The sequence below is a fragment of the Rhodococcus sp. AH-ZY2 genome, from assembly GCF_030916465.1.
Classification (GTDB): domain Bacteria; phylum Actinomycetota; class Actinomycetes; order Mycobacteriales; family Mycobacteriaceae; genus Rhodococcus; species Rhodococcus ruber.
This window is the reverse complement of the sequence record NZ_CP126457.1, coordinates 164,608-177,403: the sequence shown is the minus strand read 5'-3', so window position 1 is coordinate 177,403 and position 12,796 is coordinate 164,608. Positions and strand designations below refer to the sequence as shown.

11 protein-coding genes are annotated in these 12,796 nt (G+C 65.5%); 1 reads left to right on the top strand and 10 read right to left on the bottom strand.

The window, feature by feature from the left end; all coding sequences use genetic code 11:
- The first annotated feature begins 122 nt into the window (after positions 1-122).
- On the top strand, positions 123-1,028 hold the full coding sequence (locus QNA09_RS00735) for a barstar family protein (protein ID WP_308071920.1): 906 nt from the start codon (positions 123-125) through the stop codon (positions 1,026-1,028).
- Between the two features lie 59 nt (positions 1,029-1,087).
- Here QNA09_RS00735 and QNA09_RS00730 read toward each other — a convergent pair whose 3' ends face one another.
- The 10 genes from QNA09_RS00730 to QNA09_RS00685 form a co-directional block, all read right to left on the bottom strand.
- A complete protein-coding gene (locus tag QNA09_RS00730; RefSeq protein WP_308071919.1) occupies positions 1,088-1,762 on the bottom strand; it encodes a hypothetical protein in 675 nt (224 codons plus the stop codon).
- Between the two features lie 229 nt (positions 1,763-1,991).
- Positions 1,992-2,684 carry an AbiV family abortive infection protein gene (locus QNA09_RS00725; protein ID WP_308071918.1) on the bottom strand — a complete coding sequence of 231 codons (693 nt, stop codon included), beginning with the start codon at positions 2,682-2,684 and terminating at the stop codon, positions 1,992-1,994.
- Between the two features lie 69 nt (positions 2,685-2,753).
- Positions 2,754-3,464: a TniQ family protein gene (locus QNA09_RS00720; RefSeq protein WP_308071917.1), complete on the bottom strand. Its 711-nt coding sequence runs from the start codon at positions 3,462-3,464 to the stop codon at positions 2,754-2,756.
- A 118-nt stretch (positions 3,465-3,582) separates the two neighbouring features.
- On the bottom strand, positions 3,583-4,647 hold the full coding sequence (locus QNA09_RS00715; protein WP_308071916.1) for an ATP-binding protein: 1,065 nt from the start codon (positions 4,645-4,647) through the stop codon (positions 3,583-3,585).
- The gene (locus QNA09_RS00710; protein WP_308071915.1) at positions 4,644-6,692 is read right to left on the bottom strand and encodes a helix-turn-helix domain-containing protein; all 2,049 of its coding nucleotides are present in this window, start codon (positions 6,690-6,692) and stop codon (positions 4,644-4,646) included. Before QNA09_RS00710 ends, QNA09_RS00715 begins: the two co-directional genes overlap by 4 nt.
- Positions 6,689-7,324, bottom strand: coding sequence for a TnsA-like heteromeric transposase endonuclease subunit (locus QNA09_RS00705; RefSeq protein WP_308071954.1), 636 nt, complete (start codon positions 7,322-7,324; stop codon positions 6,689-6,691). The genes QNA09_RS00710 and QNA09_RS00705 overlap by 4 nt, the downstream gene beginning before the upstream one ends.
- Positions 7,325-7,525: 201 nt before the next feature.
- On the bottom strand, positions 7,526-8,446 hold the full coding sequence (locus QNA09_RS00700; RefSeq protein ID WP_161996673.1) for a TniQ family protein: 921 nt from the start codon (positions 8,444-8,446) through the stop codon (positions 7,526-7,528).
- On the bottom strand, positions 8,443-9,468 hold the full coding sequence (locus QNA09_RS00695; RefSeq protein ID WP_161996674.1) for an ATP-binding protein: 1,026 nt from the start codon (positions 9,466-9,468) through the stop codon (positions 8,443-8,445). The genes QNA09_RS00700 and QNA09_RS00695 overlap by 4 nt, the downstream gene beginning before the upstream one ends.
- Positions 9,456-11,495, bottom strand: a complete 2,040-nt coding sequence (locus QNA09_RS00690) for a Mu transposase C-terminal domain-containing protein (RefSeq protein WP_374121858.1) — start codon at positions 11,493-11,495, stop codon at positions 9,456-9,458. Before QNA09_RS00690 ends, QNA09_RS00695 begins: the two co-directional genes overlap by 13 nt.
- Before the next feature lie 62 nt (positions 11,496-11,557).
- Entirely contained in the window at positions 11,558-12,187 is a 630-nt protein-coding gene (locus QNA09_RS00685) for a TnsA-like heteromeric transposase endonuclease subunit (RefSeq protein ID WP_308071913.1), read from the bottom strand.
- Between the last annotated feature and the right edge of the window lie 609 nt (positions 12,188-12,796).

Sequence of the window (12,796 nt, the reverse complement as noted above, 5' to 3'; positions counted from 1 at the left end):
TCTCACGAACTTGTCGGAATCCTCAGCCCGGTCGCAATCCCGTTAGCGGATCGTTGAGCAGTATTGATCGGACCTAGGCAGGGTGCGCACCCACCTAGGCTCAAGGTATGGCTCACAGAGGTGTGTTCGATCCGACCGACCGCGATCTGTTCAACGAGCAGCGACAACGCTTCGACTGGAGCCTCCTGCAAAACGGCACCGTGTGCCGGTATGACAACGGGTTCCAACTCGACAGCGCTTGCACCCGCCTGGCGGATCTCGGGTACCTCGTACACCGCATCGACGCCCATCCGTGGACGTCCGTCGGGGACATGCACACCGCCTTCGCGGAGACGATGTCCTTTCCCTCCTACTATGGCCGCAACCTCGACGCCCTCAATGACGTGCTATCCGATGTCGCCGGGTTCGACTACGGCAGCGATCCCGCCAGCTCTGGCACGGTCCTCGCGATCGCCGGATATGACACCCTCGCGGAAATGGACCGGCGCACCGCCGGCGTAGTTCTCGACATCTTCGCGGTTCAAGCACGCTTGGCCGCGCTCTACGCGCACCCGATGCTGTGCCTCGTCGAATCCACTGTCACCGACTATCCCGCAGTCGGTGGCCGCTCGGTCTCTTTCGGCAGCGTCTGGGATGTCGAGCCGGACCCGCCGGCGCCGTTCCACGACGGGGATCTTGTCGAGAATGTCTTGCGGATCTATGCGGACGAGGCAGGGGCTGACAAGTACGTCGCCGAACTGCGCCAAGTCCTTGCCGACACCCTCACCGTCCTCGGCCGCTGGCAGATCCTCGATCCCGCGCTGGCCTCCGAGCGCACCGCAGCGTTTCACGCTGAGCATCGACAGGAACCACCTCCGTCGGGAACTCGACTGTGGGAGATCTTCATTGGCCTCCGTGGCACCGGGGACCACCACCATCCTCGGCGACCAACTCGTGCACGTTCTCTCGGACGCCGGACTGCATTTCGACCAACTGATATCCAGGTTCTACGCGGCCGGAACCGAGGATCGCGCGCACGCTCTACGTAACTATCCCGACCTCGACAACCCCGACGATCGATAGACCGACCTTCACCGGACAGTCCCCGCTAGCGGTCTCTTACCTTCAGGACGGCCTTCGTGAAGAACTCGGTGAACTCCCGTTCGAACTCCTTGCCGTTCATGCCCAAGACAGCAACCGTGTACCCGTCGACAGATGCGTAGCCGTAAAGGACCTCGTCATTTGACCAATCCGGATTATCTGGATCAGAGACCTCGTAGAGGATGACGGCGTCCTCGGCTGCGATCGCTGGAGGAAGGTCCAGTCGCGACGTTGTGATGGTCCGCGAGCCCATCCTGTACGTCGAACACGATCCTGTGTGAGCATCTGCGACCTGCGCGATATCGAGTGGCACATCACTGACCAGCGCGAGATAGGAACGCTCGTTGTCCAGGTATGCGCCCATCATCGATGTCGTATCGACGTTGCTCAAAGTCAGCCGGGCTTCGTCGGCGTAGCTCGACTGCTCGCCACACTCCGCGGGTTCGTAAGTGATGTCGATCGGCAACCCGACGTCACTGGGCGTGTCCAGCAGCAGGTTCATCACCAACTGTTCCGGCTCGGTGAACCGAGCGGTCTGCGTTCCGCCGGGAAGGTCCTCCGTCGTGAGCAGGAGGCTGTCGCGGGATACTGCCTCGTTCGGCTCCTCGTCGCTTCCCCCGCATGCTGCTAAAACCAGCAGTAGCCCAACAATTCCGGTTTTCTTCAGGAGCGCACGATACATTCTGGAAACGCTACCGGCAGTGAGCGGTTTCGGTACCCTCGAGCATTCGGTGGCAGGCGTTCCAGGCGCTGGGCCGGTTCGTGGCAGGAACCCGTTCCCGGAAGAGCTCCACAAATCGACACCGACAACCGCGGTCCCGGGAGGTGGAAGCATCACCGTCACCGAAACAGCGCCTGACGAATAGACTCTGACAGGCCGGCGAGAACCCATGGCCCGGATATCTCATGCGTCACGCAGGCGGCAGATCCGGACCCCGCTTGAAATCTTCGGACGCTTCGGTCCAATCGTCCGGGTGTGAGATCGGCAGGAGCCGGAATTGCTGCGGGTGCGTACTGTCGTACGGTGTCGTCGCGTCGAACTTCATGCGGCTGTGGTCCTTGATCAGCAGCATCTCAACTACTCGAGCCGCGGTCTGCAGATCCTGTGGAATAGTCCCCGCCTCGATGCCGGCGGGTGAATGAATCGTGCCGTCGGCGTCCCGGTCTACGTAGAAACCGAGTTGCTTCTGGACGTTCGCTTGCCGGGAGGCAGTTTCGGCTTCCAGTCTCCTCCGGGCGTGAGCCTCCTCCCATGACTCGGCGTCGTGAAACTCAGCGAACTCGGCATCGAAGTCGCCCCAGAAAGCGGCCAACTCGTCTCCGAACACGAAAGCTTCCAGATACTTCTCGGTGTGCTTGCGTCCGTGTTGGACGAGCATGCCGACGGTGCGGGGCACCTCATCACCCTTGCTCCACGCCAGGTGGAACGAGTCATAGACCCACAGAGCCTTACCGAGTTCTTCTTGAGCAAGCACAGTCAGTGAGCGGGCACGTCCGTAGGATTCTGCGTTGAGCAAGACATTCGCATCGGCGATGAGCGCCGCCGCATTGTCCACCAGTGCCTTCCAGTACTCACGTGCCTGGGTCGGGCTCATCGTTGCCATGCCGAGAGTGTGCAGCAGAACTCCGACACTCAAAGACCGTCATGCGGTCAACGGAACGAGTCTCGCCTTTCAAACAGCCTCGGACTGTTCCTTCGTCTCAACTGAATGCCCGAGCGTGTGGGCAAATCGTTGGCACAGCCGGTCGAGGGCTTCGGTGATGGGTACATCGACGGTGCCGTAGCGCAACCGGCGGCTCGGTTGCCGGTCGGCGAGGGCGCCGAACTCAATCAGATTCTGTTGGGCGGTGCACATCGTCTCCGGTGCAGACAGCGCTGGGACATCACGCAGGTCGTATCGGCAGAACGGCCGCACACGTCCTGGTCGCTGGGCGGGGTCGCGAGGTTGGCGTTGCGGACACCACCACGGCACCGCGACATTGCCCATCCATGCGGTGCCGGTCCACGGCATCTGACCGCACCCGGGACACACCGTCCGCAGATACACCTGGTGGCGCAGGCAGATCGGCAGCAGCGGATTCGCCCAGCATGCGTGCCACCACGGATCGGGTTCGGCCAGACAGCGGGGACAGTACCGCGACCCCGCGGGGTCGGGTCGAGTCTGGCAGTGATGGACCAGGTAACGGGCCGCGGCGGCATCGATCGGTGTCCCCCACAAAGCGAGCGACAGATCACCCATGGGGACGCCGAGGTAAGCGGCGATCCGCCGCTGGTTCGCGCTCAGGTAGTCGAGAACGCGGTGATAGGCGACCGGGCGCTGCACCACCTGCAACTCCCGCAGAATCTGCAGTGGAGAGAGCCGATACCGCGCACCGACGCGCATCAGCCATCCCGGCAGGTACTCACCGCGGTGCAGGTGCACGGTGATCGGCCACCGCTCCACCCACATCGCCACGACTGTCTCCGGATCTCGGGTGGTGTCCGGTCGAGGCGCGCCGGGCTCAGCCGGTGCGGGCAGCGGATTCGCTGGCATTGTCGACGGTCGCGGTAGCGATCAACTCCGCGGTGACGGCTTCGACGCCGGTGACGATCGCGAGATACGAGATCCGGTCGAGCAGATTCGTCAACGACGCGATCCGCCCCTGGGTGCGGCGATGCAACAGTCGGGCGTGCTCGCACAACATCCCGGCGCGAGCGTCGGCGAGAACGAGGTGCTCTTCGGCGGTGCGCAGCAGCGCGAGCCAGCCGCGCATCCCGGTGTCGGTGTCGATACCGAACGGGGCGACCGGGCAGCGGGTGGCGCGGCGGCTGGTCTGGGCATAGACGGTGTGCTCACCGAGCAGGCCTTCGTCGAAGAAGCGTTTGGCGGTCAGGTTCACCCCGACGTAGATGAAGGTGGCGGCCATGTCGTTGGCCAAACCTTTGAGGTGGTTGGACACTTCGAGTCCGTTGCGGTGTCGGAAGTCGACGAAGTGCAGATCGTCGAGCACGATCAACCGGGTCCCGCAGGAGGTCACGCAGTCCACCGCCAGGGCGCCGAGTTTCGAGGTGGAGGCACGGTCCACGGCCGGATGCCCGTAGAAGCGCAGGATCTGCTGGTTGAGGCCTTTGAGGGTGACCCCGGCGCTGAGCGGGATGAACGCCACCGGCCACCGTTGATGCCCTTCCGCGGTGAGGGGTCCGTCGCGGCGGAGAACGCGGCGGTGGAAGTCGCGGGCGTAGCGGGTGGCGATGGTGGTCTTGCCGAGGCCGGGTTCGGCGTCGATGACCACCGAGCCGCGCAGCTTGTCGCCGTCCCGATAGGCCGAGGCCATCACCTGATCGCAGATCCCGTAGGCGGCGGCGAGTTGGCTGGTCTTGATCGTCGGCAGGTTCGCGTTCCACACCATCCGGGCTTCGTTGTAGTCCTCGAGGTCCTCCTCCGACAGCCGGGACATCGCGGGGCGGGTGAGGATATCGAACGGCGGGCGGGCCGGGGCGGTGGCGAAGGCGTGCCATCCCTGCTTGCGGGAGAGCTGGTAGCGGGCGGTGCCGTACGTCGTCAGCCAGGTGGCCCAGGGGTTCATTCGTCGAACACCTCGAAGATCTCCTCGTCGGGATGCTCCGCGTAGTACCGGTCGAACACGTCGATGTCGTCGACCACCTCCAACCGTTGATATCGACCGGTGGCGAGTCCGTCGAGCAGTTCGGCGACTCCCGGCACGGACGCAGTGTCGCGTTCGTCGTCGATACCGGACTGCTGTCCGTCGGTTTCCGGATGCGGGCGGTGGGCACTCAGGCGACGGGCCAAAGCGCGGTCGCGGCGCGTCTCGACATCGTCGCGGCTCCACGCGAGCAGCAGATCGCGGACCGCGGCGGCGGGATCGAGGTGGCGGTGCTCGCGGACGGCGACGCGTTTGGCGTAGTCGGCGGCGTCCTTGCTGAACGGCTGGTTCAGGCAGGCGCCGTGTTCCCACACCAGTTGATGCCAGTTGTGGGTGTCCGGGTCCTGGAACCAGGCGTGCCGAATGTCGTGGTTGTCGATGAAGATCGGCCACTTACCGGCGTTCACACCGCCATAGGGGGAACGGGCGGTGCGATACAAGGTGAGCCCGGGTCCGTCGTAACGCAGTCCGTCGACCTCGACGCCGTAATGCTGGATCGTCCGCCAGCGCACGTCGAGGAACTCATACGCCAGATCCGGATTCGCCGGCAACAGCAGACCACCGGATTTGGCGACGCCGATCTCGAACATCTCACTCGGCGAAAACCCCACCCGCGGCAGTTCCGGCACGCACAGCCCGTCGTGACAGGTGTGGTGATAGACCCGGCCGACCCATTCCCGGATGATCTGCTCGAGTTCGCTGACGTAGTAGAACGCGGCGTCTTCGACGTCCTTGCCCCGTGAGTACACGTCCGGGCCCTTGTACGCGGGTAGGTGTTGCAGCAGTGATTCGCGCAGGGTGCGGAAGAAGCGTTCGACGGTGGGTTTGTCGGTGGGCTTGTGCGGGATCGCCGGCTGGACGGTGATGCCCAGGCGGGCGCATACTCCGATCACGTGTGAGGACAGGTACTGCTTGCCGTGATCGACGACGATCGCCTCGGGCAGGCATGCCGGGAGATCCCCGATGCGTTGCTGGGAGATCCCGTCCGGGGTTTCGGTGCCGACGAGCAGGTTTCGCGGCACCCCGTGATACGGCCAGACCTGATCCGCAGTCGGGCCGGGGTCGCGGGCGGGAGTGATGCACTGGTACAGCACATTCGCCACGTCCTGGGAACGCGTCGACAGCGGTGTCAGGCGCAGGCCGAGGATGCAGCGGGTGAACAGGTCCATCGCCACGGTCAATTCCACCCCGACCCAGCGCATGGTGACCGGTTCCATCGCGAACACATCCAGGGGCGTGGTGTCGAGCACCACGTATTCGCCCGGACGGGTGGCGCGTAGTCGGCCGAGGACACCGTGGGGTCGGTCGGCCACCGAGCGGCGGCCTTTCGCGCTGCCGAACGCGTGCCGCCCCTTCGACAATGCCTTCAGCCGGTTGTAGGCGGTGCTCTTGCCCGGCACCGGCACCACGCCCGGACCGAACTCGGCCTCCAGTTCCCGAGCGATCACATCGATGACGGCGCCCATCGTCGGTGTCGAGGACGTGACGTAACGGTCGAGGACCCGCACACATGCGGCGTCCCACCGTGGGTCCACGCCGACGGCGTACCTTTTGCGGACGCGGGCGTCTGCCAGCCCGGCGATGCCGGCTGTTCGGTACTCGGCGATCCACCGCTGAAGGGTGCGTACCGACACGCCGAGTTCTTCGGCCTTTGCTCTCAATATCGTTTTGAGCGGCGCTGCGTCGCCACCAACGGTTGTCAGTACGCGGCGGACCTGCTCGGCTCGTTTCTCCAGTTCACCGCGCTGCTTCGCGGTCAACGACGACAGCACGAGAGCGGCGGGATCCGGATCAGATGTCGCCGTGGCCATCGCACTATTGCGTGCACCGAGCTCGGCGATCGTCATCCGCTGCAATGTTTCACCAGATCGCAGAACGACCTCTGCGCCGGACAATCCGACGACCTCCCACGAGGAACCGTTGACCCACACCTGCACGCCCAGCCGAAGTTCGAGAACATTCGTCATGGTGCGTTCCTCACGGCCGTCAGTACCGACTGCCCGGACAACGGAACCAACAGATCTACCGACCAGATGCCAGACCACAACATCGCCAACACCGCCAACCGGCCGCCGGGGTTCTTCGCGGAGGCACTGACCTCGTCGAGGGTCATCCCCACGCGAGCCGTCGTCGTTGCCATCGCTGACAAAGAACCAGAGGCCACCCACCCGACTCGACGGGCAGCCCCGATCGTCCGGACGTTCGCCAGAACCACCGGATCGGCACCCGACCACACCTCGTAGGACCATCCCCGCGAGGCACACACTCGCTCGGTCCACGCGAACACCTGCGCCACCTCGTCGCGACGAGCGAACTCGGCCGGCTTGACATCGACCACCGTGAATCCACCGTCTGTGCGTTGTAGCAGCAGGTCTGGCACATGCCGGCGCATGTCGTTCCCGTCCGGGCCGCACAACCACATCGGCTGCGCCGCGATCCTCACCACCTCGGGTGCATAGTCCGCCAGCCACAACCCATCCAGCTCGAGCCGGCTCTCGTAGAGGACATGGGCACGGTTGGTGGCCGACCAGAACATCCCGGCATAGTGCCGCCGACGGGGATGGCTGCGGACCTTCCGTACAGGTAGTCCCTGGATCATCCGACAGGGATCCGCTGCAGCGATGGTCGTCGCGACAGGAGCACCTGATTCCTGCACGTACCTGACCTCAACCTCGCTGGTCCGGGGCACTTTTACAGTGTCCGCCCGAGTGACACGAAAGTTGGAAAATGACACGCCGGTGACACGAATGTCCTTTGCCATTTGATCTGAGGCACGAGAAGGTCGCTGACCTGCGGTGCCTCAGGAATGTGGCAAGACCGCTTGCTGGTGTTCTCGCCAGATTCTTGAGGCAAGTGGACGTCTGCGGGTGCCGGTGGGGTCGGATCGGTAGCGCTGGAGTTCGAGGGCGTGCTGCTGTTCGTTGACCCAGCTGACCAACGGGTCGTCGATGTTGTCGAACCGAATGTCGAGATCGAGGCGACGGCCGACTTCGGTGTAGAACTGGCGCAGTGTGTTCTTGCGGGGTCCGAGCGAGACCGCCTTGCTTGTCCAGGTGTCGGAGATCAGCAGCGCAGTCAGGGCAACTACTTCGGGATAGTCGGCCATCTCGGTTTCGGGCCAGCCGGGCCGCTCGGGTCGGTCGGGGAAGCAGATCCGCAGGCGGCGATCACGGTGGCTGGTGTGCTGTCCGCTGTCCGTCCAGCGGCGGATGATGCTGGTGGCGTCACGGTAGGCCGCTTCCGCGGCGAGCGTGCCGTGCCGGCGGGCCAGGCGCCGATGCGTGCGTTGCGCAGTGCGCAGCTCGGGAAGCGGGGTGATGTCGTACTGCGGCGCAGTGTGACTACCTCCGATCCAGAGTCTGTGGCGACGGCAGACGTTGACGTGCCCGTCGGGGTAGACGATGACCGTGTCGAACACGTTGCGGCGGGCCGCACAGAGTCGACAGAGGGCGCTGGGAAAGCGATGTCGCGGTTCGGGTTCGGTCAATCCGCGCAATCTGTCGACCAGGGCGGCCACCGGCCAGCCGGTGACGATCGACAACCACCGCGGGTCGGGGCGTTTTCCCGTCGTCGACCCGAGGAGGGGCTGCAGATCGGTGACGGTGATGTGGTTGACCGCTGCCAGCCGGCGCAGGAACGAGTGGAGCGTTTCGCCGCGAAATGGTGCGGTGGTGCGGGGAAGTTGTTGTCGAGGAACGAGATCGAACCAGGTCTCGGTCATCGGTGGGTGCTGCTGGCTCGGCGGGTGGCCGATTCGACGGCGTGGTCGACGCGGACGTTGTCCATCAGGGCCCGGGTGATCTGTTCGGTGCCCTCGAGAACAGCGCGAATGGCGCTGGCGCGGATGAGGTGGCCGAGGCTGCCGATCATGCCGCCGGTGCGTTGGTGCAGGTATTTCGCGGCGGCGACCAGGGTTCCCTGCTGATGACGGTGCAGCCGCAGCGTCGCTTCCAGACCGCCGACGAGCTGTTTCCACTCGGTGGTGCAGGGAAACGGTGTGGTGTTGATCAGCAGGGAACGGCCGGCGATCTGCTGCCCGCGCACACCGGTGAACAATCCGGAGCGTTCGACGTCGATGCCCGCGTAGATGAAGGTGGCCGGGAGGTGCTCGGTGAAGTATTTGAGGTGGTCGGACAGGTCCTCGCCGGCGCTGGTGGCCAGGTTCATGTTGTGGATTTCGTCGACGACGACGACATCGGTGCGGGCGTCGATGAGGACCTGGCATACCGCGTCGGCGATGTCGGTGACGTTCTGCCGGGCGCGCATGGGTGGCAGTCCGAGGAAGCGGGCGAACTCCATGGCGAGCTTGCGTGGTGACCCCTTCGGGGGTGCGGTCACGTAGACGACGGGGATGCGGTTCGTGCCGGGGAACCGCATCTGGGTCCGCAACTCGTGGAACCGGCCCAACTGTTTGATCGCGGTGGTCTTGCCGGTGGCAGCGGGGCCGGAGACGATCAGTCCCCGTCGGGCCCCGATCTCCCGCTGGTTGAGCAGCGTCAGCAGTCGTCCCTCGTTGGTGATCTCGGTGATCGTGGAGGTCGTGACCACGACCAGTTCGGCGTGGTGGGCGATCCTCGCCTCGTCGTAGGCGACCCGTTCACGGTCGTCGAGGCTCTTCCAGTCCTGCTCGGGGAGCAACTCGAACTGCGACGGTTCGGCCTCGATGAACCGTCGCCATCCTTCGAGTGTGGTGGTCGGTTGGCGGCGGTTTTCCAGTTGGCAGACCGGGGTCAAAATGGCCACAATTCGGCTTCCTTCCGCGCATCGAACGTGGGCAGGGCGATGACCGCCGCGCACGGTTCGTCGGGGCCGGTGGCGGCCTCGCCGTGTGCTGTCTCGGCAGGTGAGGTGACGACGGCTTCCGGTTCGGGATCGGGTTTCGGCCAGGACGGCTCGGTCGTTGCTCGGGTGCGTCCGGTGACCTTGCGATCACGCGGTGAGCGCCGCTCCGTCGAGGCCGCGACCGCTCCGGCCGGTCCCTGCTCGGCGCGGTCGAGCAGCTCGGCGGCGACCTGGGCGATCTCGGCTTCGGTGGCTTTGTCCTGCCCTCGTCGGCCGAGGATCGTTCGAGCGTGTTGCCAGGCCAGATCGCCGAAAGGCGCTGGAGCGGTGCGCAGGTGTGTCCACGTCGCGGTGATCCACCCGCCCTTGTGGTGGTTGCGCACCCAGATGCGGGAGATGTCGTACGGGTCGTGATGGATCTCCCAGCGGCCGGAGTGGGCCGTGATCCCGGAATGCTGGCGCCGATAGGGGTTCAGGGCACGGGCATCGTAGGTGCGGCGATTGATTCGGATGCCGTAGGTGTTGATCGTGCGCCAGGTCATCGGGAGCAGTTCGATGTAGTCGTCGGCCGAGAGCGGCACCGGCACATAGCCGGCGACCTGCACAAGGGCGGCGTACTTTTCGTTCGGGGTCAGGGCGGTGTCCGGGGTGAGGGGATCGCGCAGCCCGTCGTGGGGGCGGTGCTGCCAGACCGCGACCAGCCATTCGTCGAGTAGCGCTTGCAGTTCGGCCATCGACCAGACCGCGGATCGTTCGGCGTTCTTGCCGCGTCGCTCGACCGAGGAGCCGACATAGCCGGCGACGTACTGGGCGAACAAGGTGCTCACCGTCTGCAGGGTGCGTTCGACGACGGGTTTGTCGGTCGGGGTGTCCGGATGCGCCGGCTGCAGGCTGATGCCCAGGGTTCGGCAGGCCGTCCGGAAGGTCTGCGACAAGAACGCCTTGCCGTGGTCGACGACGATCGTCTCCGGAGCGATCACCGGCCGGGCCGCCGCGTCGGCCAGGCGCTGATCGACCCGGGTGAGGGTTCGGTGCGGCAGCACCGACCGAGACATGCGCAGCGCATCACTCCACCCCGGCCGCATCGGCTCCGGTGTCAATGCTCGGCCCAGCAGCAGTGCCGCATCCACCGCCTTCGTCGTCGGTCGCAGCACCGCGGCCGGGACCGTGCGCGTGGCCAGATCGATCATCCCGGTCAGCTCGACCCGGTCCACCGTGCCGTCGTCGAGGACGACACGCACATCCAGTGGGGTGGAGTCGATCTGCACGATCTCACCGGGTCGGGAAGTGGTGACCAGGCCGAACGGCCCGTCGGGTTGTTTGGCCAGGGAGCGGCGGGTGCGTGCCGAGCCGAAAGTGTGCTGACCTGCCGACAGGCGGGCCACGAGACGGTAGAAGGTGCGCTGCGCCGGCAGCGCGGGCGCGTCGGGACCATGCAGTTCGGTCAAGAGCTGACCGACGCGGCGATGCAACCGCGCCACGGTGCCGGTGGACCGGTCCGTTTCCCCGGCAATCGCTGTGCGGGTGGCCTCGACAATGCGCGGATCGATCCGGCCCGTCGGAGACATCCGTCGCGCGAAACGTCGGTCGACCAGGCCCCAGAGTCCGTCACGTTCGTAGGCCAGACGCATCCGCTGCACGGTCGCCAGGCTGACCTCGGTCCCCGCAGCGGCCAACTCCCGGACCTTCGCCTGTTCTCGCTGCCGCATCGTCGTGGTCGCCGGGTCATAATCCTTGGCGCCCGCGGCCGTGGGCGCAGCGTCCGGTGGCCGGCCCGTAATCAGCTCGAGGACGTGACGTTCCCACCACCGGACCTGCTCGGCGACCTCGGCCGGCAGGTCGGCCAACCGACCGGAGGGCGGCAGCGGCGCATGGCGCGAGGTCAGCAGCTCGAAACTCGCATCGGCCAGGATCTGCCCGGTCGGGACCGTGGACACCACTCCGGCCACGTCCCGGATGCGGACATCGAACCCGATCACCTCGACCACCTCGTGGTCGCGTCCACCGACCCGGAAAAGACAACCCGGCGCAAGCACGTCGGCTCGGGCGGTCAACGGCCGGGCCCGATCAGCGAGGCGGGCCCGAGCAACTCCGTGTCGGGCAAGGTCACCAGCTCCTGGTGCCAGAGCAGGTGAAACAGGGTCGGCAACACCTCGATCGGATCGCCTGCATCCTCGGCGCCGAGCCAGAGCGGCCGCGGCACGGCGAAGATCTCGGCCAGCTTCGTGGCCAGCCCCGCCCGTCGGCAGCGGAGGTGCCGATAACCCGACAACCACCGTAGATTCGCCGCCCGCACCCGGTTCATCTCACCAAGTCGGCGGTACTGCCAACCGAGCAACTCGCACACCGCCGCCGTCGTGTCGAACACCATCCGATCCTCGGCGTCGATCCGAGTATCGGCGCGCACGTCCACCACGACCGCTCCGCCGTCACGCAGCCGCAGGAAGTAATCGGGAGTGTGCCGCTTGATTCTCTTCGCTCGCCACGACAACCGAAACGGCTGAGAACCGATCCCCGTCACCTCACGGCACGAGTCGAAGGCGATCAGCCAGTCCCGCTCCATCCAGGACTCGTACCCGACATGCGAACCCGTCGTCGCCGACCACCACAGGCCGGGAAAGCTCCGCTGCCCCCGATACGACGGGAATCCGCGCACCGGCGGCGCATCTTCGAACCGCACCGTCGCACACGTCAACAACGGAACCTCACACCGCTGTCCGCCCGGCCCCACGAACTCGACTCGATAGTCCTCCCCGGCCCCTACGGCAGCGACACCAGCCAAGGCAACAGCCTCCAGAACACGCAGGTAGGAAACGGTCTGCCTCAACTTAGTGGCAAAAACCCGGCACTTGCCTCAGACACACTGGCAATGCCTCAGATCAACTGGCAAAGGACAACTGGCAAAGGACAACCCACCACGACCGGAAAATCGGGTGACTCGACGACCTGGGGGTATGTCACTCCCGGTTCGCGTGGTGTCGGCGCTGAAAAATGCCATTTACGCATCTATTCACGCGAACCCCCAGCTGAGCGTGTTTCCGGTCGCGGGGACGGTGTCGGAGGCCTCCGGTACCGTCCCCACCCGTGGACACCCAGCCGAAACCCGCCCAAGACGCGCCGCTCGCGGTACCCGAGACCCCGCCGGGTGTCGGTTCCCGATCGAGGTGGCGGATTCCCGGGAGAAGTGGCGGATCGGTGGCGGGTTCCCACCGGAAGTGGCGAAGATGTTCCGGTGCTGACTGCTTCCGAGCTCCGAGACGATGCGAGTGCCCGGGGTGATTGCTGGGTC